Origin of the sequence: Dechloromonas agitata is5 (genome assembly GCF_000519045.1) — a bacterium.
Taxonomy (GTDB): domain Bacteria; phylum Pseudomonadota; class Gammaproteobacteria; order Burkholderiales; family Rhodocyclaceae; genus Azonexus; species Azonexus agitatus.
Window position 1 is genome coordinate 2451608 of sequence record NZ_KI912532.1, and the last position, 23077, is coordinate 2474684.

Here is a 23077-nt window from a genome sequence, read left to right on the forward strand (position 1 = left end):
TCATGTGCCGAATTGCTCCGGATTGCCGCGCAAGACGTGGGTATCGCGGACCCGGCGAGTGTAGCCGATACGGTCGAAGAATTCGAGGATATGGATGGCGACCTTGCGGCCGCCGCCGATCTCGTCACGCAGCGGTGCGGCGCGGGCGTAACCGTCGCGCTGGTTGAGGGCGGCGACGCGGCGGGCGAGGTCGGCGACGGTGGCGGCCGTGAAATAGTGGTCGTGCGCTACCGGCCACGCGTCGCCGTGGCGGGCGACGCGCTTGAACAGGGCGCGCACGGTGTCCTCCGCCAGGCCGGTGGCCTTGGCGATGTCACGTACGCGCGGCGGGTTGTAGGGTTGCGCATCGAGCAGCGGCTTCAGGGTTTGCCACAGGTCGCGGTCGGCTGCAGCGAGTTGGACGCGGTGCTCCGGCAGGTGCAGCCAGGCGTTGGTCTGGGCGATCCGGCCGTCGGCCAGCGGGGCGGCGAGCAGGGCGTCGAAAGCGGGGCGGGAGAGCGTCGGCAGGGTGAGGCGGCGCAGGCGGTCGCGCTCGACGCCGGTCAGATCGGGGGCGCGCTCATGCTCGGCGGCCAGAGCGGCGAGCAGCTTGCTTTCGAGTGCCGCCCAGCGGGCCGGGGCGAAGGCGGTATCGCCGATGACCTTGAATTGCAGGCGCTGACAGAGATCGGCTAGGTCGGCACGGGCGAGGTTGCGGTTCAAGGCGTAGGGCGTCAACTCGACGCCGGCGGGCTGCTGTTCGGCGGCGAGTTGCAGGGCGACGGCCGGGTCGGGGTCGGCTAGCGCGGCGAGCATGGCCAGGCGTTCCGGGCTGCGCTTCTTGCGGTGTGGCGGGAAGATGTCGAGCACCTGGCCGCCGCCGATGGTGTGACGGGCACCGGCGTCGCGCAGGATGAAGCGGTCGCCGGCCAGGGCGCCGATCTCGCGTTCCAGCGTGAGTTGTGCCCAGGCACTGCCGCCGGGCGGGATTTCGTCGGTGTCGAGCAGGGCGAGGCGGGCGGGCACGTCTTCGGCGCCAAGGTGCAGGTGCACCGGCGTCCAGTGCTTGAGCGCCGGCTGGCCGGAGAGGACGCGCACCCGGGCGTCGAAGCGGCGGGCCGGGGCGTGCAGTGGCGGCGCGAGGAGCCACATGCCGCGCGCCACGTCGGCCTTTTCGATGCCGGCCAGGGCCAGGGCGATGCGCTGGCCGGCACTGCCGGCTTCGGCTGGGGCGTCCTGGGCGCGCAGGCTGCGCACTCGGACCGGCTTGTCAGCCGGCGAGAGGCGCAACTGATCGCCGACCCGGACGGTGCCGGCAAAGGCCGTGCCGGTGACGACGGTACCGGCACCGGAGAGGGTGAAGCAGCGGTCGATGGCGAGCCGGAAGCCACCGCTCGCTGGCCGGCCTTGCGCTGCCATGGCAGCGTTTTCGAGATGAGTCCGGAGTTCGGCGATGCCTTGGCCGGTGGTTGCCGCGACGGGAAAAATCGGCACACCGGCCAGCGCAGTGCCGGCCAGCAGTTCGGTGATTTCGGCCTTCGCCTGTTGCTGGCGGTCGGCGCTGGCCGCATCGATCTTGGTCAGCGCCACGGCGCCGCGCGTGATGCCGAGCAGTTCGGCGATTTCCAGGTGTTCGCGGGTTTGCGGCATGGGGCCGTCGTCGGCGGCGATGACGAGCAGCGCGAAGTCGATGCCGGTGGCGCCGGCCAGCATGTTGTGGATCAGCTTCTCGTGGCCGGGAACGTCGATGAAACCGAGCGTCGGCGTGTAGGCGTAGCCGAGATCGACGGTGATGCCGCGCGCCTTCTCTTCTTTCAGTCGGTCGCAGTCGACACCGGTCAGCGCCTTGACCAGCGTGGTCTTGCCGTGGTCGATGTGGCCGGCGGTGCCGATGATCATGGGGTCAGGCGGCCTGGAAAAAAGTGTCGGCGGCGGCGAGCGCAGTGGTGTCGGAGAGCACGGCATCCGGCGCACCGCCTTTGCCCCAGAGCGGCGGCATGTAGGGCATGGCGAGGAATTCGGCGCACAGACGATAGCTGTCGAGCATCGGTTGCGCCTTTTCCCGGTTACCGCTGGTGGCGATGACCCACAGCCGCTTGCCGGCCATCCGTTCCTTGAAATCGAGGCCCGGTACGCGCAGCCAGGCACTCCAGTGGTCGAGGTAGGTTTTCAGCGGCGAGGGAATGGAGAACCAGTAGACCGGCGATACGAACACGAGATCGGTCGCGGCCAGCGTGACGTCGAGCATCGCCTTGGCATCGGCCATCGGCATCGGGTAGGTGCCAGCGGTGTGGCGCAGGTCCACAAAGGGCGGCAGTTCGAGATCGGCGAGCTTGATCCAGGTTTGCTTTGTGTCGGCCGGCAGGCCAGCGGCTGCCCGCCGGGCCAGGGTTTCGGTGTTGCCGATATGGCCGGGTTCACGGGTGCTGGCGTTGAGAAAGAGGAAATGCGACATGGGGAAACGGGTTTGACGAAAAGCGTATTCTGACACGCCCCCGCGCCGGTCAGCCGGGCGGGGGCACAAACGCCTCAACCGAACATGTCCTCGTACATGCGGCCGGCCCAGGCGAAGTCCTCGGTTACCACTTCCTCGCGGCGCAGGTTGTCGTCGTCCTGATCCTGGACGATCTGGCCCTTGTCATTGACCCAGTACTTGAAGCGCACGGCGATGTCCTCGCGCGGCTCGGTGTTGACCATCATGAAGCACAGGTTGTCGGGCAGGGCGTATGTCGGCTCGCGTCCCTTGACCCGCTCGGCAATGTATTTGGCAACGATCCTGGCGTGCGCGTTGGCGACGTGGCCGGCCTTGGGGTAGAAGCGGAACAGTGGCGAAACGACGCCCACCGAGTCGCCGATCACGTAGGTATCCGGGTCGTCCTTCAGGTTCAGCATGAAGGGATCGACGGCGGCCCAACCGGTCGGCTTGCCTTCGTCGTTCCGACCGATGACACCGGCCTTCCAAGCCATGTCGCCGGCCTGGTGGGGGGCCATCAGGATGGAATGGTCGAAGGTGAAGTCACCGGCCGCGGTCTTGATCTTCTTGTTGAAGGGATCGACTTCGCTGATCGTCGCCTTGGGCACATAGACGATCTGGTCCTTGTACAACTCGCGGAAGGCGTCCTGGAAACCGCCGGTGATCGGCGCCGGGCTCGGTTTCGGGTCGAGGATGATGACCTTGCCCTTGATCTTGCGCTGCTTGAACAGGCCGGCGATCAGGCAGGCGCGCTCATAGGGTGAGGGCGGGCAGCGATGCGGCGGGGGCGGCAGGGTCATCACCAGGTCGCCGCCGGTGAAGTTCTGTATGCTCTGCTTGAGCTTGAAGTGCTCGGCGTTCGGGATGTAGGCGGCGGGGAACATCGCCTTGGTGTAATCGGCCGCCTTGCGGTCGTTGCCGAACCAGGCCTCGTAGTTGTAACGGATGCCGCTGCCGAGTATCAGGTAGTCGTAATCGACCCAGCCCTGTGCCGTGATGACGCGCTTTTTCTCGCGCTCGAAGGCGGTGACTTCGGTCTGGATATAGTGGTAGTCGTACTTCTGCGCCACGTCGAGGTAGCTGAAGGTGAGGAACTGGGCATCGACCACATCGACCAGCCACTTGTTGCTCATCGGGCAGGAAAAGAACACCGGGTTGCGTTCGAGCAGCACGACCTCCAGTGTCGGATCGAGCAGGCGCAGGTGCTTGGCGGCCGTGACGCCGCCCCAGCCACCGCCGCAGATCACCACGCGCTTGCCCTTGGCTTTCGGCAGCAGCGGATCGGACTGCATCTGGATCAGGAAAGGCAGCGGGCTGGTTGGCGCGGCGATGCTGGCCGTTGCCCCGAGTGCCGCGCCGGCGGCGAGGAATTGTCGTCGGTTGAGGGTCATGTCTCAGTCTCCATTCGATGAACCACCCGGACACGGAGATGCCCGGATTTACGGGAGCGCCCATACGGACGCGACAGAAAGCAGCCGGCGGTACGCAGACCGCCTTACGAGGCTGCTTTCAAAACTTGAGTTGCGCCAATTGCGCGACGAAACGGGCTTCGTCCTTCGCCTCCAGGCAACGCAGATCAAGATGGTACGCATCGTCGCGGATATAGCCGATGACGGGCATCGGCAGGCCACGGAAGGCGGCTTCGATGTTCAGCAGCAATTTCCCGCTCCTCTTGCACGGTGGCCGGACAACCAGCGCGGCCGACGGCAGGCTTTCCACCGGCAGGGCGCCGCTGCCGATCTGGCTGCGGCAGGGTTCGACCGAGATGCCGAACTGTTCGCCCAAGGCCGCTTGTAGAGCGGGCCTGATGCGTTCGGCACCGGCCGCGATGTCGGCCAGCGGCCGGGTCAGCAGGCGCAGTGTCGGCAGGCGCTCGGTCAGGCGATCCGGGTCGCGGTACAGGCGCAGCGTTGCCTCCAGTGCGGCGAGGGTGGTCTTGCCGACACGCAAGGCGCGTTTCAGCGGGTTCTTCTTGATTTTGGCGATCAAATCCTTGCGCCCGACGATCAACCCGGCCTGCGGGCCGCCAAGCAGTTTGTCGCCGGAGAAGGTGACGATGTCGGCACCAGCCGCCAGTGCCTGTTGCGGCGTCGGTTCGGCCGGCAAGCCGAGGGCAGCGAAGTCGGTCAGCGTGCCGCTCCCCAGGTCGACAACGAAAGGCAGTCCGGCGGCATGGGCGATGTCGGCGATGGCCTTTTCCTCGACCACCTTGGTAAAGCCGACGACAGCGTAGTTGCTGGTGTGCACCTTCATCAGCAGCGCCGTCTTCGGCCCGATGGCCTCGGCGTAATCCTTGTCGTGCGTGCGGTTGGTGGTACCGATCTCGACCAGCTTGACCTGTGCCCGGCGCATGACGTCCGGTACGCGGAAGGCCCCGCCGATTTCGACCAGTTCGCCGCGCGACACCACGGCTTCCTTGCCCTGAGCCAGCGCGTTGAGGGTGAGCAGTACGGCGGCGGCGTTGTTGTTGACGATGGTGGCGGCGATGTTCGGGTCACCGCCGGCGATCAGTTCGGCCAGCAGTTCGGAAACGAGGTCGTCGCGATCGCCGCGGCCGCCGGAGGCAAGGTCGTACTCCAGCGCGCAGGGCGAGCGGGCGGCCTCGACCATCAGCGCGATGGCGTCTTCGGCCAGCAAAGCCCGGCCGAGGTTGGTGTGCAGGACGGTGCCCGTCAGGTTGAATACCGGCCGCAAATTGGCGCGGCCGGTTTCGTCGGCCCGGCGGCGAATGGCGGCGAGCAGGGCGCCTTCGTCGGGCAGCGGCAGGCCGTGCCTGAGGCCCTCGCGGGCAGCGGCCAGTTCGGCGCGGATGCAGCCGGTGACCGGCTGGCGGCCGTGGCGGTCGATGGTGTCGGCCAGTTGCTGGAGCAGGCGGTCGACGGACGGAAGGTGGATTCTTGGTGAGGTCATCGTTTTCACCCGGACCGGGCAGAAAGGATTGAAGGAAAGGGCTTTTCTCGCTAGCCGCGGCCCGCCTTGCCCGTTCGCGCTGAGCCCGGTTGAAGCGTTCTGCGCGAGCGTTGCGGGGCGTCGGCCGACATTGGCTTACTCGCCGCCAGCGCCGATGAGGAGCAGGTTAGGCCCGGCCCGTTCGAAGCCGGCTTCGTCCACCAGCATGTCGAGGGCGATCGAGGCCAGGTCGTCGGCGACCGGGTCGACGTGGGCGTTCTTGCCCTGGTAGATGATCTTGAGATAGCTGTTGCAGCTCTCGCAGGACTCGGCACGGGCAATGCCGTCGTCGCCATCGATCTCGTGCAGGGCGAGTTTTTCGTCGTCGCCGCACAGGAGGCAGGTGGCACGGGGGGCGTTCCACTCCGTATTGCACAGGGTGCAGTGGGCGTAGCGCAGGTTTTCCACCGGGCCATCGGCACGAATGATGCTGGCCACCGGCAGGTTGCCGCACACCGGGCAGATGCTGCGGGCTTCCATCGGCGGCAGGCGCGTCGCGTCGAGCTGGACGGCAAGCCGGGTGAACAGGACTTGCAGGGCGGCAGCAATCAGCGGCAGGCGCGGCAGATCGTTCTTGTCGGGTTCGCCGGAGAGGAGCTGGTCAGCAAGCTTCTCCAGCCCTTCGCTGCTGGTGACCATGAGCGTGGAGAGGGTTTCGCGCAGGCCCTCGGGGGCATCGTCATTGACCAGCTCGATGATCCGCCCCAGAGCGTCGCGCCAGGTCGAGGGCCGCGGGAAGGAGGCGGTGGAGAGCGGCGGCATGCGGTGAATGCGGGCGCGTTCGAGGGATTCGGCGTCCGGCAGTTCGGCATCGGTCATTTCCTGCAGGGCCTGGTGCTGGGCGCGGGACAGGCGGCCCATGAAGGCCAGCCATTCGCCCAGGCTGTGGTCCTTGGCCAGGGCGTCGAAGCGCTCGGCGCGATCGAGGAAGATGCGCTCCGGATCGGGCAGACGGATGGTTGGAACGTCGGCGGTGGAGGAGGGCGGAGTGAAAAGTTGGGAAGGCATGGTGTCGTCAAAAAAAGAGAGCGCGGGGATGATCATCCCTGCGCTCCCGAAACACAAGGCAATTTTATTTGCCGGTCACCTGGCGATACCAGGCACGATGATGCTGCTTGGCCCAGGCACGGGTCACCGTGCCATACCACATGGCGCGGATGGTGCCCTTGACCCAGATGGCGGCGTACACATGCACCATGATCAGCGCGATCATCACGGCGCCGATGGCGGCATGCACAACAGCCCCCAGGCGGACGAGCGTGATATCGAAGCCAAAGTAGGCACGCCAGATCAGGATGCCGGAAACGGTCATCAGCAGCATGCACAGGGCGGAGCCCCAGAACATGGCTTTCTGGCCGCCGTTGTACTTACCCTGTTCCGGCATGTTGTGGTCGTCGCCGTTCATCATCTCCTTGGCCCGGCTCAGCCATTCCTTGTCCGCCGGCGTCATCTTGTTCAGATGCTTGAAGCGGAAGAACAGCACGAGGAAGGACACCGCCATCAGCACCCCGATGAAGGGGTGCAGAATGCGGGCCCAGACCGGGCCGCCGAACAGCTGGGTGAGCGGGAAGAAAGCCGGATGGAAGAAGGCCAGGCCGGAGAGCGTGAGCAGGATGAAGCTGATGCCCACTACCCAGTGGTTAGCCCGTTCGGACGCGTTGTAGCGCTTAAGGTCTTTCGGGTCGCGGATCATTTTGCATCCTCCTTCTCGATCTCGTCCTCGATCTCCTTCGAGACCTCGTTCGGACCCTTGGTGACGTAGTGGAACAGGCTACCGAGCGCCACGCCGGCCAGCGCCAGGGTTGCGAGCGGCTTGGCCGCTCCCTTCCACAGCGAGACCAGCGGGCTGACCGACGGATTGGCCGGCAGGCCAGCGTACAGGTCGGGCTTGTCGGCATGGTGCAGCACGTACATGACGTGCGTACCGCCCACCCCTTGCGGGTCGTACAAGCCGGCCTGGTCGTAGCCGCGTTCCTTGAGGTCGGCGACACGCTTGGCCGCGTAGTCCTTCATGTCCTCCTTCGCCCCAAACTGGATCGCGCCCGTCGGGCAGGCCTTGGCGCAGGCCGGAGCCTGGTTGACGGCCACCCGGTCGGAACACAGCGAGCACTTGTAGGCCTTGCTGTCTTCCTTCGAGATGCGCGGGACGTTGAACGGACAGCCCGTCACGCAGTAGCCACAACCGATGCAGTTTTCCTGATGGAAATCGACGATGCCGTTGCTGTACTGGATGATGGCGCCCGGGGACGGACAGGCCTTCAGGCAGCCGGGATCGGCGCAGTGCATGCAGCCGTCCTTGCGGATCAGCCACTCGAGCTTGTTGTTCTGCTCGACCTCGGTAAAGCGCATGACCGTCCACGACTTGGCCGACAGGTCCATCGGGTTGTCATACACCCCGTGGCAGTTGCCGACTTCGTCGCGGATGTCATTCCACTCCGAGCACGCCACCTGGCAGGCCTTGCAGCCGATACAGGCGGAAACGTCGATCAGCTTGGCGATCTCCACCGTCTGCCGCACTTGCGTGGACGGCGTGGTGGTGGCGGAGCGCTGTTTGATGTCTAGCGATTGCAGTGCCATATCAGCTCTCCTTTACGCCTTCTCGATGTTGACCAGGAACGCCTTGTACTCCGGCGTCTGCGTATTGGCGTCGCCCACAAACGGCGTCAGGGTGTTGGTGATGAAGCCTGGCTTCGTCGCCCCCTTGAAACCGTAGTGGATCGGAATGCCGATGGTATGCACCTTCTGGCCATCGACATCGAGTGCCTTGATCCGCTTGGTCACCACCGCCACGGCCTTGATGAAGCCGCGGTTGGAGCGCACCTTCACCTTGTCGCCGATGGCGATCCCCTTTTCCTTGGCCAGCTCCTCGCCAATTTCCACGAACTGTTCCGGCTGCATGATCGCGTTGATCTGGCTCTGCTTGGTCCAGTAGTGGAAATGCTCGGTCAGGCGGTAGGTGGTGCCGACATACGGGAAGTCCTTGGCCGTGCCGAACGCTTCCATGTCACCCTTGTACACGCGGGCCGCAGGGTTGGCGCGGGCCTTCGGGTTCTTCGGGTGCATCGGGTTCGTTTCGAGCGGGCTTTCGAACGGCTCGTAGTGCTCGGGGAAGGGACCTTCGGCCATCAGGCCGACGGCGAACAGGCGGCCAACACCCTCACCGGTCATGATGAAGGGCATGACGTTCTGGTCGGGCGCGGCATCCGGGCGCATGTCGGGGATATCGTTGCCGCCCCACTTGTCGCCCAGCCACTTGAGCACGGTGCGCTGCGGATCCCACGGCTTGCCGGAGGGATCGGCCGAGGCACGGTTGTACAGGATGCGGCGGTTGACCGGCCAGGCGAAACCCCAGTTCAGCGTCTGGCCGAGGCCGGACGGATCGCTGTTGTCGCGGCGCGCCGAGTTGTTGCCGGCCTGCGACCACACACCGCAGTAGATCCAGTTGCCGCAGGTGGTCGAACCGTCGTCCCGCAGCATGGCGAAGCTCGGTAACTGATCGCCGGCCTTGACCAGCACCTTGGTCGGGTCCTTCGGGTCCAGCACGTCGGCCAGTGCCTTGCCGTTGTACTCCATCATCAGCTCTTCCGCCGAGGGCTTGGTCGGAATGCGATAGGCCCAGGTCAGCTTCTGGATCGGCTCGGAATAGGCGCCGCCATCCTTGGCGTACATGTCCTTCAGCTTCAGGAACAGGGTCGCCATGATTTCGGTGTCGTCCTTGGCATCGCCCGGCGCATCCACCGCCTTCCAGCGCCACTGGATGACGCGGCCGGAGTTGGTGAAACTGCCGGTGGTTTCGGCGAACAGCGAGGTCGGCAGGCGGAAGACTTCGGTTTGAATCTCGGCCGGCTTGACATCATTGAACTCGCCGTGCGGCTTCCAGAACTCGGAGGTATCGGTTGCCAGCGGATCCATCACCACCATGTACTTCAGCTTGGCCAGCGCATCCGACACCTTCTTCTTGTTGGCGACGGAAGCCAGCGGGTTGAAGCCCTGGCACAGGAAGCCGTTGATCTTGCCCTGGTACATCTGGTCGAAGATCGACAGCACGTCGGAGGCGCCGGCCAGCTTGGGCATGAAATCGTAGGCGAAGCCGTTTTCCTTGGTCGCGGCGTTGCCCCACCAGGCCTTGTGCAGGCTGACGTACCACTTGGGCAGGTTCTGGCCGAAGTTCATCTGGCCCGGACGCAGCATCTTCGGCGTCTTCTTCTCGAGGAAGGTCTTCAGGTCCGGCTCGGCGTCAGACGGCACCGCCAGGTAGCCCGGCAGGTTCTGGGCGTAGAGCGCGAAGTCGGTGATGCCCTGGACGTTGGCGTGACCGCGCAGCGCGTTGATGCCGCCACCCGCCATGCCCATGTTGCCGAGCAGGAGCTGGATGATCGCCATACAGCGGATGTTCTGGGAACCGACGGAGTGTTCGGTCCAGCCCAGTGCGTACAGGTTGGTCATCGTCTTGTTCGGCGCAGCCGTCTCGGCGATGTACTCGCAGACCTTCAGGAAGGCTTCCTTCGGCGTGCCGCAGACCTTGGCCACCATGTCCGGCGTGTAGCGGGCATAGTGCGCCTTGAGCAGCTGGAAGGCACAACGCGGGTTCTGCAGCGTTTCATCGACCTTGGCGAAGCCGTCCTCACCCATCTGGTATTTCCAGGTGGCCTTGTCGTAGCTGCGCTTCTCGTCGTTGTAGCCGGTGAAGATGCCATCCTCGAAGCCGTAGCCATCGTCGATCAGGAAGGACGCGTTGGTATACGCCTTCACGTAATCGTGATGGATCTTGTCGTTCGACAGCAGGTAATTGATGACGCCGCCCAGGAAGGCGATGTCGGAGCCCGGACGGATCGGCGCATAGTAATCGGCCACCGAAGCCGTACGGTTGAAGCGCGGGTCGACGACCACGAGCTTGGCCTTGCGGTTCTTCTTGGCTTCGATCGCCCACTTGAAGCCGCAGGGGTGCGCTTCAGCCGGGTTGCCGCCCATCACGAAAATCAAATCAGCGTTCTTGATGTCCACCCAGTGGTTGGTCATCGAACCACGCCCAAAACTCGGAGCCAGACTGGCCACCGTGGGAGCGTGTCAAATGCGTGCCTGGGTATCGATCGAGGTCATGCCCAACGCGCGAATCGTCTTCACGGTCAGGTAGCCGGCCTCATTCGGTGCTGCCGATGATGCGAGGAATGCGGTGCTGGTCCAGCGGTTGACGGTCACGCCGTCCTTGTTCTGGGCCACGAAATTGGCGTCGCGATCGGCCTTCATGTGCTTGGCGATGCGGTCGAAGGCTTCCTGCCAGGAAATCTTCTTCCATTCCGCCGAGCCCGGCTCGCGCACTTCCGGCCACTTCAGACGATTGGCGCTCTGCACCATGTCGCGCAGGCCGGCGCCCTTCGGGCACAGGGTGCCGCGGTTGACCGGATTGTCCGGATCGCCTTCGATGTGAATGATTTTTCCCGGGGTGTTCTTGGACTTGTCACCGGTCGAATAGATGAGTACCCCGCAGGACACCGAGCAGTACGGACAGATGTTCCGTGTTTCGGTGGCGCGGGCCAGCTTGAAGGTACGTACTTCCGCCAGGGCCGCATTCGGTGAGAAGCCCATCAGCGCGATGGACGACCCTCCCAGCCCGGCGGAGCAGACCTTGAAGAACTGCCGCCTGTTCATTTTCATTTGGATTTTTCCTCCTGTATGCGACTCCGTGTCGCAGTGGAAATCAGCAGCAAAGAACAGGCCAGTTTGCGTAAGTCATTGAACGATGGGGAATCGCTTTGGGGCTGGCGTGGCGCGACTGGGACATTTTGTCCATTCGCGTTCATTTCAGGACAAATTGTCCCGTCCTGTGGAGGCCTGCCAAGGTTTTGCCAGCGCCGATTCCCGGCGGTGACCAGGCCCGTTGTCAGCGCCCGCGGGCCTTTCGCCCGTTGCCGGCCGACGAGCGGGTGCCCGGGCCGCTATGGCCGCTGCCGTGCGGGCCGCGGCGCCCGCCGGGCTTGGCTGGGAAATCATCGAAGCCCTCCCAGTTGCCGGGCACCCCGCGGCCACTTCGCCCAGCCGCGACCTTGGGCTTCTTCGGCTTGGGCGGTGCGGCATGCGGGCCGGTCGGCGGCACGCGGTGGGTCGGCTCGAAACCGGGTTCCTCGTCGCGGCTCAAGCTGGTCTTGAGCAGGGTTTCAATGGCGCCAAGCAGCGGCGCCTCATCGGCGCACACCAGCGAGATGGCCTCGCCGGACGCGCCGGCCCGGCCGGTACGGCCGATACGGTGGATATAGTCTTCGGCGACCAGTGGCAGGTCAAAATTGACCACCTGCGGCAAGCCGTCGATATCCAGGCCGCGCGCCGCCACGTCAGTTGCGACGAGAATCTCGATCTCGCCGGCCTTGAAGGCTTCCAGCGCCTTGAGGCGGGAGGCCTGCGGCCGGTCGCCATGAATGGTGTCAGCAGCGATGCGCTTGGCCTGCAGGCGGCCGACCAGTTCATCGCAACCCTTCTTGGTTTTCACGAAGACCAGCACCTGGCACCAGCCCCGGTCCTTGCGCATGAACAGGAAGAGATCGGTCTTGCGCTTCTTGTCGCAAGGCACAACCCACTGCTTGACTGTCGTGGCGGCCGTATTGCGCGGGCTGACCTCGATCGACAGCGGATCGCGCAGGCGGGCCTTGGCCATGCTGCGGATGTCGTCGGAGAAGGTGGCCGAGAAAAGGAGGGTCTGCCGTTTTTTCGGCAAGGCCTGGAACAGGATGTCGAGATCGTCGGCAAAGCCAAGGTCGAGCATGCGGTCGGCTTCGTCGAGTACCAGGGTCTGCACCTGGCGCAGCTTGACGGCGTTCTTGGTGAACAGGTCGATCAACCGGCCCGGCGTGGCGACCAGAATGTCGACGCCACGGCGCAGGCGCATCATCTGCGGGTTGATGCTGACGCCGCCGTAGGCGGCATAGGAACTGACGGCCAGATGTTCTCCGTACTGGCGGAAGCTGGCCATCACCTGTTCGGCCAGTTCGCGCGTCGGCACCAGCACCAGGGCGCGGATGCTGTTGCTGGCGACGGCTTCGTCGCGCTCGCTCAAGCGCTGCAGCAGGGGCAGGGCAAAGCCGGCGGTCTTGCCGGTGCCAGTCTGCGCCGCCGCCATCAGGTCGCGGCCGGCCAGCACGGCCGGAATGGCCTGGGCCTGGACCGGCGTCGGTTCCTGGTAGCCGAGGGTGTCGAGAGCCTGGAGAAGCGGTGCGGCGAGGCCGAGCTGGGCGAAAGTCATGGCGGGAAGGGGTGTTCGAAAGCGCGGATTGTAAACTGCCGGCGTTGGCTCAGTGCTCAAAACGGTAGTCACCTGCGCTCAGCGCGCGCCATGCGCCGCTGCCGTCGAGTTCGAGAATCTGGGTGTGGAACTTGAGGATGGTCGAGCGGTGGCCGACGCTGATTACCGTGGTATGCGATTCGAGCAGTTGCTGGTAGAGGCTGGTTTCGTTCGGGATGTCGAGGGCGCTGGTCGCCTCGTCAAGGATGGCGAAACGCGGCCGGCTGAGCAGCAGGCGGGCAAAGGCGAGGCGCTGCTGCTCGCCGACCGAGAGCAATTTCGGCCAGTCTCGTTCGACATCCAGCCCGCCGACGCGATGTGCGAGATTGGGCAGGTTGACCCGTTCCAGGGCGCGCAGCAGGTCTTCGTCGGAAACCGGCAAATCCTTGTTCGGATAGAGCAACTGGCTGCGCAGGCTGCCGAGCAGCATGTAGGGTTGCTGCGGCAGGAACAGGATGTCCTTGGCCGGTGGCCGCGAGATGGTGCCGCTGCCGGCGTACCACAGTCCGGCGATGGCGCGCAGCAACGAGCTCTTGCCGCTGCCGCTCTCGCCGACGATGAGCAGGCTTTCGCCCGGTCGCACGGCGAGCGACAGATCGCGCAACAGGGTGCGTTCGCGGTCCGGGGTGAGTAGCGTCAGGTCCTTGATTTCGAGATGCGGCGCATCGACCGAGCGGATGCTTGGCCCGGCGTGCCGTTCCGTGCCCGGTTCGGACGGCAGGCATTTGGCCAGCATGTCGAGGCGGTCGATGCCGGCGGCGAAGCGGCTGAGGCCCTCGAAGTTCTCGATGATCAGCGAAATGGCGCCGAGCACGGCAGCGAAGGCGCCGGCCGCCTGGACGGCACGGCCGACTTCCAGTTCGCCGGAGAGCACGTCGTTGGCCACGATGGCGCTGGGAATGATCAGGGTGAGCAGGAAATAGCCCTGCTGGAAGAGGTTGAGCCAGAACTGGCCACGGATCAGGCGCTTGAAGTTGCTGAAGGCGGCGCCGAAGCGGCGCTTGACCTGGCCGAGTTCGAGCGCCTCGCCACGGTAGAAGGCGATCGATTCGGCGTTTTCCCGGACACGTACCAGGCCGAAACGGAAATCGGCTTCGCGGCGCAACTGGTTGAAATTGAGCAGCATCAGCCGCTGGCCGAAGACGAAGATGACGATCAGCGTGCCGGCCGTGGCATAAAAGACCAGGAAATAGACCAGCTCGTGCGAGATTGACCAGAGTACGGTGCTGAAAGCAACCAGTTGCAGGGTCGAGCTGATGATGACGAGCAGGAAATACAGCGAGCGCTGGGTAAAGGTCGAAATGTCCTCGCTCATCCGCTGGTCGGGGTTGTCGATGGCGAGGTTGGCATTCAGTTCGTAGAAATGCCGGTTGCTGAAGTAACTGTCGAGAAAGCGCCCGGTCAGCCAGCGTCGCCAGTAGATGCCCAGCGTGTCGCGTACGAAGTAGTAGAAGGCGTAGATCGGAATGGCAGCAGCGAGCAGGCCGAGGCAAAGCTTGATCGAATTCCAGAAGCGCTCTTCGTCCTGAGCGGCCAGTGCCGACGTGAATTCCCCGGTCTGTTCATTGAACATCACCGCAAAGCGGGTCTGGCCGAGGAGCAGGATGACGAGCAGAACGACCAGGCCCCAGGCGCGCCATTTTTCCTCCTGGCGCCAGTAGGGCGAGGCGAGGGCCCAAAAACGCTTCCATAACTGGAGATCGGAGGGAGTCATGGGCTGCCGGTTGAGGTTGAAACGGGGTGCGGCCCGCGCACCCGGCCGCCGGGGAGCGACACCATGTCGCTTACCGGTGGGTTTTACACCTCGGCCTGCGCAGGCGCAAGCCGGGCGGAGTTCAGAAGGTAATGACCTTGTCGGCCTGGATGGTCGCCTCGGCCAGTTCGACCAGGGTGCCAATCGCCGTGCCCGGAATCAGCGGCAGTTCAGCCAGGCCACGCGCCAGGGCGCAGGTGCGGCAGAGGCGGATATCGACGCCCTGCGCGACCAGCTGCTCAACCATGCCCTGCAAGCCATTGCCCGCGCCGTCGATCTGGTTCGGCAGGCCGAGGATGGTCGCGTCGGACATCAGGAAGACCTGCACTTCCGGCTTGTCGTCGCGGCCGGCCAGGGCTGTCGCCAGGCGTAGGCCGGAGAGGCAGCGTTCGCTGCCGTAGGGAGGGGCATGGATGATGATCAGGATTTTTTGCATGGCAAGAGAGAGGAGATACGAATGACCTTGGCCGGCAGCATCTTCGCCGACCGGGTTGAGTGAGATGGCCTGGGTTGGCCGCGCTCAGGAGAACTTTGCCTGGTGGGCAGCGACTGCCTTCTGGCGGGCGGCCGCCAGGCGCTGGGCGACTGTATCGGGCAAGGCCTCGCCATCGTCCGGTACGTGGGCCAGGGCATAGGTTTCAAGCGCCTTCAGGCGGGCCATCAGCAGGCGGACGCGGGCGGTGTCGGAGAGGTCGGCAAGCCCTTGGTCGTCGTCGCCATCGTTGTCGACGACGAGGCGCGGGCGGCTGTAGAACTGGTGCAGCACCAATTCGTCGTAACCGGCCGGGCCATCCTCGTCATTGAAGAAATTGAATAGCGGCTGGCCGTTGGCTTTCTGGGCGGCTGCAAGCAGGGCGACCTGATGCCGCTCAGTGCGCGACAACAGGATCTGCGGAAATACCTGCTTCTTGGCCAGCTTGGCCTTCTTGGCCGCGCGCAGCTTGGCGGCCGGGTTGACCGGAGCGAGCAACTCCGTGACCTGGGCCGGCATCGGCACCGGAGTAATCGTCACATCGGCCGGTGTATTCGCCGCGTCTACGAACGACACCGTCTCGTCAGCCGACGGGTCGGCTGCATGAACATTCAACGAGAACAGTGCGGCACAAGCCACGACCCACCAGATACGCACGACGATCCTTTCCTTCAATCAGGACAGTATTTTATCAATAGCAGAGGAAGTTTGTTTTAGCGAGGATTCATATATCGGATTTCGACCCGGCGCTGCAGGCGCAGGCATTCCTCCGACTGGCAGTTCGCGCTGTTCTCTTCGACGCCTGCCACGGCACGCCGCATCTGCCGGGCGGGGACGCCCAGTTCCCGCAGATGATTGTGCACGCTCGTGATCCGTTTGTCGGCCAGAGCCAGGCTGAAGGTGCGGCTGCCCGTGCTGTCGCTGAAACCGGCCAGGGTGACCTGCTGTTTCGGGTTCGCCTTCAGGCGTTCGGCATGCTGGCGGAGCACGGTGCGGCCGGCGTCGTCCAGACTGGCCGAATTGCGGCTGAAGAAAACACTGCTGCCGGTATCGATGGCGGCCATTGCCTGTTTCTCGCTGCGCTCGGCGGCGGCCGAGTTGCGGCCCGGGGCATCGGTTGCCGTAGCGGCAGCCGGGTTGGCCGCGGGCGGCGGGGCGCTGGCACAGCCGGCGAGTAGCGCGATGAGGGCCAAGACCAAGGGGCGGAAAGGCATGTTCATCTCCTGACCAGCAACACGCCGCACTCCAGGTGATGCGTGTAGGGAAACTGGTCGAAAACGGCGGCCGAGGCAATACGATGCGTATCGTGCAGGGCGGCCACGTTGTTCTTCAAGGTCTCCTGGTTGCAGGAGATGTACAGGATGCGATCGAAATCGCGGGCGAGTTCGACGGTTGCATCGTCCAGGCCGGCGCGCGGCGGGTCGACAAACAGCGTGCCGTGGCGGAAGGCGTCGAGATCAATGTCCTTCAGACGCTGGAACTGCTCGCGGCCGGCCAGCGCGGCGCTGAATTCTTCGGCTGACATGCGGGCGAGCTGGATGTTGGTGACGCCATTGGCGGCGATGTTGTACTGCGCGGCATGCACCGACGTCTTGCTGACCTCGGTGGCCAGCACCCGGTCGAACAGCGGGGCCAGCGCGATGGTGAAGTTGCCGTTGCCGCAGTACAACTCGACCAGGTTGCCGCCGATTCCCGCTGCCTGCTGGCAGGCCCAGCCGAGCATCTGGCGGTTGATGCCGCCGTTCGGCTGCGTGAAGCTGCCCTCGACCTGCTGGTATTTGAGCGGACGACCGTTCAGTTCGAAAGCTTCGAGCAGCCAGTCGCGCTCCAGCACCACCTTCTGGCCCCGGCTACGGCCGATGATCTGGGCACCGAATTCGGCCGCCAGTTCGCGGGCTGCCGTCTGCCATGCGTCGTCCAGCTTGCGGTGATAGATCAGCGTGATCATCAGCTCGCCGCTCAGGGTGGCGAGGAAGTCGACACGGAACAGCCGGCGCCGCAGAACATCGCTACCGGCCAGTCGCTCGCGCAAGCGCGGCATGGCGGCACAGATGACGGCAGCGGCCGGCGGGAAGGTGTCGAGCAGCAGGCGCTGCTTGGGATTGTCCGGGTCGGACATCGTGAAATCGAGCTTGTCGCCATCGTGCCAGATGCCGAACTCGACGCGCATGCGATAGTGCAGCGGTTCTGAGGCGTGAACGGTCGGTTTCGTGACACCGAATTCGGCGAAATTCTGTTCGAAGCGGGCAGCCTTGGCGGCCAGCTGCACCGGATAATCGGCGGGGTCGTATGTCGGAAGCGGCATGGTTCGGTGGTTTGAATGCGTTTTGCAGCCCGTTTGACGTGCGATGGCCGCGTGAAGAGGGCGAAATATACGCCGGTCCGGCAGGCATTGGGAGCTTTGATTTCGGGATACAGAGGGTGAAATTGCCTCTATCGACCAATCGGCTCGCCATGATTGAATGGCTCGACTCGACCCACAGGCGACGTTGCCAACGCTCCCGCTATGAAGAGATACAAAAAAATCACCAGCATTTGAAGCTGCCGCTCATTTGCTCAAGACCGTTTATTTGATCAGTACTCGGGAGGCTGGATTACGATGGCTGGGAGCTGCACAACTGCACCGCGCTCCTGATACCTGGTCGGTGGATAGTCCCCGGAGTGGCGAGGGCCTTCACACTTGCGTTCCTCCTTGCACCTTCCGTGCTTCTCCCATTTCCGCTCAATTTTGCAGTTGCCGCCCCTCTATTCTTCTTTGTTGTCGCCCCCCTTGGGCTTTGAGTTGACTGTCGTGAGAGAGGGTCGGGAAAGCCAATTTTGATGCGTATGACCTTATCGTTACTCGCTGGCTTTGCGCTAGATTCCTACTGTGTTGCTGCCGGCGGTTTGTGGAGTTTTGTCATCCACGGAAAATGACAATATGATGCTGTGGCCCATTGGAGTGTCAATTCTCATGTGGAACCTTACCGTATCCCAAAGGCAACCAACTCACAGCAATTCGATGAGCGTGAAGGGAAGGCAACAGTAACGCTTGGCGATGAGCGCAATATGCCGCATGCACTCAGGGGTTTTGTCGTAGCATGCCCCCAAAATGTTCACTTAAAAATAATTTAGCTTTTCAGCATCCCGGGGCAGCCCAGCCAGCCTCACAACAGAGACGGTTCAAATGAGTCAAAACGTGCACGTCGAGGCGGCGCTCTTTCGTCACCTGCTCGACCATTCTGTTATTCCCCTGATTGGGAGCGCCATTGGTGGCTCACTAGTGGGCTTGGCCCACATGGATTCTCCTTATCAACAGCAAGTTTTGGTTTGGCTCTTCGTTCTTTACGCAACAATCGTCATTCGAGCCCTCCTGACAAAGCGCTGCCGCTCCCGATTTAAGGAAATGGGATATTCCCGTCCAGAGGCGATTCGATATGCGCTGACAACGGGATTGTCTGGTTTTGCCTGGGGCATGGGGGGGCTATTTGTGTTGGATGCCTCCCCGCTGGCAATGGTTGTCACCATTACAGCAATCCAAGCAATGATAATGGGCGGTGCGCTGACGCTCGGCGCTTATCTCCCTTCGTTTTATGCGTTCTCCCTGCCTGCAATCCTCCCACTTGTCGTGGCCTTGGGACTGAAGGGGGGGGGTACAAACATCGTACTTGCCCTTTACAGCGCAATATTCCTCGTATTGATGCTGGATATTGCCAAACGACTCAATCACTCATTGCGAGATGTATGGAAACTGACCTTTGAGAAAGAATACCTGCTTAGCGAACTGACAAAGGCCAACGACCATCAAAAAACTTTGGCAAACACTGACGGATTGACTGGCATTGCCAACCGGCGCCGGTTTGACGACGTACTCGCACAGGAATTAGCCCGCTTTTCTCGAACAAACTCCCCGCTTTCACTCTTGATATTGGATGTCGACCACTTCAAAACGTTTAATGACGCATATGGCCATGTCGCCGGCGACGAGTGTTTGAAGCAGATAGCCGAAATCCTGAAGAAACAATTTAATCGTGCCTCCGACATGGCCGCCAGGTACGGAGGCGAGGAGTTTGCCATCATCATGCCCGATACAGATGAAAGGGGTGCCATACAAAAGGCTGAAGTGATTCGCAGTGAGGTTGCGAAATTGAACATACAACATGGACACTCACCTACGGCAGGCTACATCACCGTCAGCATGGGCATTGTCACTCTATACAACTCCGATATCCGTGAAGCCAATGATTTGATTGCAATGGCAGATGAGTGTCTCTATCAAGCAAAAGCGGATGGGCGAAATCGGTTTGTGTCGACTCGCTTGAAGCACGACGTTCTGCAACGACCTAGCTGCGAAGATAATCTGGAGGAAGCGTACTGCGACGTTGGCCCCTGATTTGTCGTGTTGCCCGAGGGGGCAGAGGATGTACGTAATCGCGTGATATGACGCGCCTAACCTACGTTGTAGGTATCCTGCGTGAAATAAACCGACGCAACAGGGGCGGCGGAACTGGAAACCAGCCTTGGCATGGATTCGAACCATGGCGATTGTTAAGTCGCTTGCTATTTGGGCTGAAGTATTGAGGCCCCAGACTCCTATGTGGCTAGGGTAAACCGATTCATCGGCTGCCCTGTCGTTCATGCTTGACGTATTCTTCGGCGGGCGGGGTTTCCCCCAAAAAGGTGGGTTGCGACGTTCGTCCATTCCTCAAAACGCCGCCCCCCCTACTTGAAGATCCTGCCGGCTCAGCGCATCCGCTGCCGCAGCCAGGCGCTGGCCTGATCGACGGCAATGGACAACGCCAGCATGGCGATGATGACGGTCGAGGCTTGCGCGTAATGGAAGAGCGACAACGCGACATAGAGCAGTTGCCCCAGGCCGCCGGCGCCGACGAAGCCGAGGATGGCGGCCATGCGGATGTTCATCTCCCAGCGGTAGAGCGTGTAGGCGATCAGCTGCGGTGCGGCGCCGGGCAAGGTGCCGTAGAGGAAGGCCAGGCCGGGGCCGGCGCCGCTCAGGCGCAGTGCCTGGCTGGGCTGGGCCGGTGCATTGGCCAGCGCTTCGGCGTAGAGCCGGCCCAGTACGCCGGCAGTGTGCAAGGCCAGCGCCAGCGCCCCGGCAAACGGGCCGAGGCCGACGGCGAGCGCGGTGAGGGTGGCCCAGACCAGTTCCGGCACTGAACGCAGGGTATTGAGCACGAAACTGAAGGGCGCACGCGGTTGGGGCAGGGCCAGCAGCAGGCCTAGCAGGGCGGCAAGCAGGGTACCGACGATGGAAATGGCCAGCGTTTCCCATACCCCCTGGCCGACCCGGTCCAGCCAGTCGGCCGACAGGTCGGGTGGGAAGAACCCGCTGACGAATTCGGCCATGCTGCGGGCGGCTTCGATGCTCAGCAAGTCGCCGATGCCTAGTTCCAGGAAACGGTAGCTGGCCACGATGCTGCCGGCCAGGGCCGCCGCGACCAGGCCGCTGCGCCAGCCAAAAGGCGACGGGTGGGCCGCCGGTGGCGCATCGAGGGCCCGGCGCAGCCAGCTGGAGAGCCCGTCAGCAGCAAAGACCAGGACCATGAAGGCGAGCAGGATGCTGGCCGCTTCGCCGCCGTTGAGCATCTTCATCGCCTGATCCATCAACTGGCCGAGGCCGCCGGCGCCGACGAAGCCCATGACCACCGAGGCGCGGATGGCGCATTCCCAGCGGTAGACGGTGTAGGAGGTGAGCTCCCGGGCGGCTTGCGGCAGCAGGCCGTAGAGGATGGCCAGCGGCCGCCTGGCGCCGCTCTGGCGCAGGGCCTGGGCGGGCCTGGTATCGACCGATTCGAGGATTTCGGCATACACCTTGGCCAGCATGCCGCCGTAGGTGAGGCCGAGCGCCAGCACGCCGGCCGCCGGGCCGAGGCCGAAAACGCGAACGAAGAGCAGCGCCCAGACCAGTTCCGGGATGCCGCGCAGCAGCGTGAGCAGGCTGCGGGTCAGCGGGTTGAGGGCGGGGCGTTCGCGGCCGGCGGCGGTTGCCAGATAGGCCAGCGGCACGGCCAGCAGGAAGGCGAGTGCGAGGCCGGTGGTGGCGATGGCCAGTGTTTCCAGCGTCGCCTGGCCGAGAAAGCCGAGGAATTCGCGGCTGTTTTCCGGCGGCAGGAAGCCGGCCAGGAAGTGGCCGATCACCTTCAGGTTGCCGGCATCGAACAATGCCCCGGGTTTGACTTCGGCTGCCTGCAGGAGTGGCCAGAGGATGACGAGCGCAGCCAAGGTGCCAACGAGGCGGGAGCGGGCGGCAGGGTCGTTCAGGCGGGCTTCCATCGCGAGGTCAGCAGCAGGCAGCCCGTGTCGCCGCAGCGTGGGCGGCGATCTCGGGCAACAGATGCGATTCCGTTGCCTGGGTCGGCAGTTCCTGGCCCTCGCTGGCATACAGCTCGTGAAGCAGGGGGAGCGAGACCTGCTCGTTCGGCAGGTCGAAAACGACGCGGCCAGCCTTGATGCCAACGATGCGTGTGAAGTTGCCGAGGGCCAGGTCGACAGCGTGCAGGCTGGCGACCAGCGTCGCGCCGCATGCTTCGGCCTCGGCGACGAGCAGCCGGATGGTGGCCAAGGCCAAGGCCGGGTCGAGGGCGGAAACCGGCTCGTCGGCGAGGATCAGGGTGGGCTGCTGGTAGAGCACGCGGGCGATCCCGACGCGCTGCAACTGGCCGCCCGACAGTTGGTCGCAGCGGGCGAACAGCTTGTCGGCCAGGTCGACCCGCTCAAGCGCCGCGCGGGCACCGGGCAGGTCGCATGGGTAAAGCAGCGAGGCCAGCGATTTCCAGGTTGGCCATTGCCCCAGCTTGCCGGCCAGCACGGCGGTGACGACGCGTTGCCGGCCGGGGATGGGCGGCGCCTGGTGCACGGTGCCGATGCGGGTGCGCAGGAGGCGGGGCAGGGCATTCTGCAGCGGCTGGCCGAGCACCTCGCCCCGGCCGCTGGTCGGCATCAGCGCGGTGCCGAGCACCGAGAGCAGGCTGGTCTTGCCGGCGCCGGACGGTCCGACCAGGGCGATGCGTTCGCCCTGGTCGGCGCACAGGCTGATGTCAGCCAGCGCCGTAAAACCGTTGGCGTGGGTCAGCCCCACACCGTCCAGCCGGAAACTCACTTCAGCAGGCCAGCCGACTGGGCAGCCTTCTCGATGCCGTCGTAGTTCTCTTTCCGGGTCGGGATGAACTTCGACGCCCGCTGCAGGGCCATGATTTCCTTGTGTTCCGGGTTGGCCGGGTCGAGTTTGAGGAAGGCGTCGGTCAGCTTCTTGACCAGAGCCGGGTCGAGGTCGCCGCGCACCGTCCAGTTGTAGTCGAAATAGGGCGGCGTGGTGGCGAAGACGCGCACCTTGTCGGTATCGACCTTTTTCTGCTCGACCAGCTTGTCCCAGACGGAAGCGTTCAGCACGCCGGCCTCGGCCTTGCCAGCGGCGACAAAGGCAACCGTCGCATCATGGGCGCCGGAGAAGGCGACGTTCTTGAAATCCTTTTCCGGATTCAGGCCGGCCTGCTGCAAGAAGAAACGCGGCATCAGGCTGCCCGAGGTGGAGGACGGCGCGCCGAAGGCGAAAGTCTTCCCCTTCAAGTCGGCGAGGCCCTTGATGGCCGGGTCGGCGGTGATGAACCGGGAGGTGAATTTGGCATCCTCCTCGCGCTGGACGATGGGGATGGCTGTGCCGGTGGTGCGGATCTTGGCCTGCACGTAGGTGAAGCCACCCAGCCAGGCGAGGTCGATCTTGCGCGTGGCGAGCGACTCGACGACGGCGGCGTAGTCGGAAACCGGGGTGAACACCACTTTCAGGCCGGTTTGCGCTTCGAGATACTTGCCGAGCGGCGCGAACTTGCGTTGCAGTTCAGTCGGCGCTTCGTCGGGGATAGCCGAGACGCGCAGCACGTTGTCGGCAGCCAGGGCAGGGAGGGAAAAGGCGGCAGCGCAGGCACAGGCCAACGCCCCCTTCAGCGCCAGACGGCGCGTGGCGGACAGGGTCATTTGATGCTCCGATTTTGACAACAACCGCTGCCGTGCGGAAATCGCGGCAGCTTAAAGGCGCCGGGGCGCCACCAGGACGTGCGGTACGCAGACCGCGGGCGGCATTTTAACAGGTCGATCGGCCGGCCCGGACTTGGGGTTTGCCGCGCTGCCCTTCCGTCCGGCAGGCATGAGAAAATCCGGCCAAACAAACGCATAACGGAATGT

Annotated in this window: 18 protein-coding genes; 1 reads left to right on the forward strand and 17 read right to left on the reverse strand. The window is 63.9% G+C overall.

What is annotated here, in order from left to right; all coding sequences use genetic code 11:
• From selB to trmA, 14 genes are all read right to left on the reverse strand, one after another.
• The gene (selB, locus tag K420_RS0112000; RefSeq protein ID WP_027458275.1) at positions 1 to 1878 is read right to left on the reverse strand and encodes a selenocysteine-specific translation elongation factor; all 1878 of its coding nucleotides are present in this window, start codon (positions 1876 to 1878) and stop codon (positions 1 to 3) included.
• A gap of 4 nt (positions 1879 to 1882) precedes the next feature.
• The gene (locus K420_RS0112005) at positions 1883 to 2434 is read right to left on the reverse strand and encodes a flavodoxin family protein (RefSeq protein ID WP_027458276.1); all 552 of its coding nucleotides are present in this window, start codon (positions 2432 to 2434) and stop codon (positions 1883 to 1885) included.
• A gap of 74 nt (positions 2435 to 2508) precedes the next feature.
• Entirely contained in the window at positions 2509 to 3843 is a 1335-nt protein-coding gene (locus tag K420_RS0112010) for an NAD(P)/FAD-dependent oxidoreductase (RefSeq protein ID WP_027458277.1), read from the reverse strand.
• 118 nt (positions 3844 to 3961) lie between these two features.
• Positions 3962 to 5362 carry an L-seryl-tRNA(Sec) selenium transferase gene (gene selA / locus K420_RS0112015; RefSeq protein WP_027458278.1) on the reverse strand — a complete coding sequence of 467 codons (1401 nt, stop codon included), beginning with the start codon at positions 5360 to 5362 and terminating at the stop codon, positions 3962 to 3964.
• A gap of 135 nt (positions 5363 to 5497) precedes the next feature.
• Entirely contained in the window at positions 5498 to 6409 is a 912-nt protein-coding gene (gene fdhE, locus K420_RS0112020) for a formate dehydrogenase accessory protein FdhE (RefSeq protein WP_027458279.1), read from the reverse strand.
• A 64-nt stretch (positions 6410 to 6473) separates the two neighbouring features.
• Positions 6474 to 7094: a formate dehydrogenase subunit gamma gene (locus K420_RS0112025; RefSeq protein WP_027458280.1), complete on the reverse strand. Its 621-nt coding sequence runs from the start codon at positions 7092 to 7094 to the stop codon at positions 6474 to 6476.
• Complete coding sequence (gene fdxH, locus K420_RS0112030; RefSeq protein ID WP_027458281.1) at positions 7091 to 7978, reverse strand: formate dehydrogenase subunit beta; 888 nt, start codon at positions 7976 to 7978, stop codon at positions 7091 to 7093. Before fdxH ends, K420_RS0112025 begins: the two co-directional genes overlap by 4 nt.
• A gap of 12 nt (positions 7979 to 7990) precedes the next feature.
• On the reverse strand, positions 7991 to 11056 hold the full coding sequence (fdnG, locus tag K420_RS0112035; protein WP_157275074.1) for a formate dehydrogenase-N subunit alpha: 3066 nt from the start codon (positions 11054 to 11056) through the stop codon (positions 7991 to 7993).
• Between the two features lie 226 nt (positions 11057 to 11282).
• The gene (locus K420_RS18900; protein WP_051453107.1) at positions 11283 to 12635 is read right to left on the reverse strand and encodes a DEAD/DEAH box helicase; all 1353 of its coding nucleotides are present in this window, start codon (positions 12633 to 12635) and stop codon (positions 11283 to 11285) included.
• A gap of 49 nt (positions 12636 to 12684) precedes the next feature.
• Positions 12685 to 14388: an ABC transporter ATP-binding protein/permease gene (locus K420_RS18905; protein ID WP_035854790.1), complete on the reverse strand. Its 1704-nt coding sequence runs from the start codon at positions 14386 to 14388 to the stop codon at positions 12685 to 12687.
• Positions 14389 to 14509: 121 nt separating this feature from the next.
• A complete protein-coding gene (locus K420_RS0112055) occupies positions 14510 to 14863 on the reverse strand; it encodes a DsrE/DsrF/TusD sulfur relay family protein (RefSeq protein ID WP_027458284.1) in 354 nt (117 codons plus the stop codon).
• An 84-nt stretch (positions 14864 to 14947) separates the two neighbouring features.
• On the reverse strand, positions 14948 to 15556 hold the full coding sequence (locus K420_RS0112060) for a hypothetical protein (protein WP_157275075.1): 609 nt from the start codon (positions 15554 to 15556) through the stop codon (positions 14948 to 14950).
• 56 nt (positions 15557 to 15612) lie between these two features.
• Entirely contained in the window at positions 15613 to 16113 is a 501-nt protein-coding gene (locus K420_RS0112065) for an OmpA family protein (protein ID WP_157275076.1), read from the reverse strand.
• 2 nt (positions 16114 to 16115) lie between these two features.
• Positions 16116 to 17204 (reverse strand): tRNA (uridine(54)-C5)-methyltransferase TrmA, encoded by a 1089-nt coding sequence (gene trmA, locus K420_RS0112070; protein WP_027458287.1) that lies wholly within the window; start codon positions 17202 to 17204, stop codon positions 16116 to 16118.
• Positions 17205 to 18065: 861 nt separating this feature from the next.
• Here trmA and K420_RS19760 point away from each other — a divergent pair.
• Positions 18066 to 19271: a GGDEF domain-containing protein gene (locus K420_RS19760; RefSeq protein WP_084019643.1), complete on the forward strand. Its 1206-nt coding sequence runs from the start codon at positions 18066 to 18068 to the stop codon at positions 19269 to 19271.
• A 350-nt stretch (positions 19272 to 19621) separates the two neighbouring features.
• Here the strand turns inward: K420_RS19760 and phnE are convergent, their stop codons facing one another.
• Genes phnE through K420_RS0112090 form a run of 3 tightly spaced genes read right to left on the reverse strand, consistent with a single transcriptional unit; the run spans position 19622 to position 22870 of the window.
• Entirely contained in the window at positions 19622 to 21172 is a 1551-nt protein-coding gene (gene phnE, locus K420_RS0112080) for a phosphonate ABC transporter, permease protein PhnE (protein WP_198293840.1), read from the reverse strand.
• Between the two features lie 7 nt (positions 21173 to 21179).
• Positions 21180 to 21998, reverse strand: a complete 819-nt coding sequence (locus K420_RS0112085; RefSeq protein ID WP_027458289.1) for a phosphonate ABC transporter ATP-binding protein — start codon at positions 21996 to 21998, stop codon at positions 21180 to 21182.
• Positions 21995 to 22870 carry a putative selenate ABC transporter substrate-binding protein gene (locus K420_RS0112090; protein WP_027458290.1) on the reverse strand — a complete coding sequence of 292 codons (876 nt, stop codon included), beginning with the start codon at positions 22868 to 22870 and terminating at the stop codon, positions 21995 to 21997. The genes K420_RS0112085 and K420_RS0112090 overlap by 4 nt, the downstream gene beginning before the upstream one ends.
• Positions 22871 to 23077 lie beyond the last annotated feature (207 nt).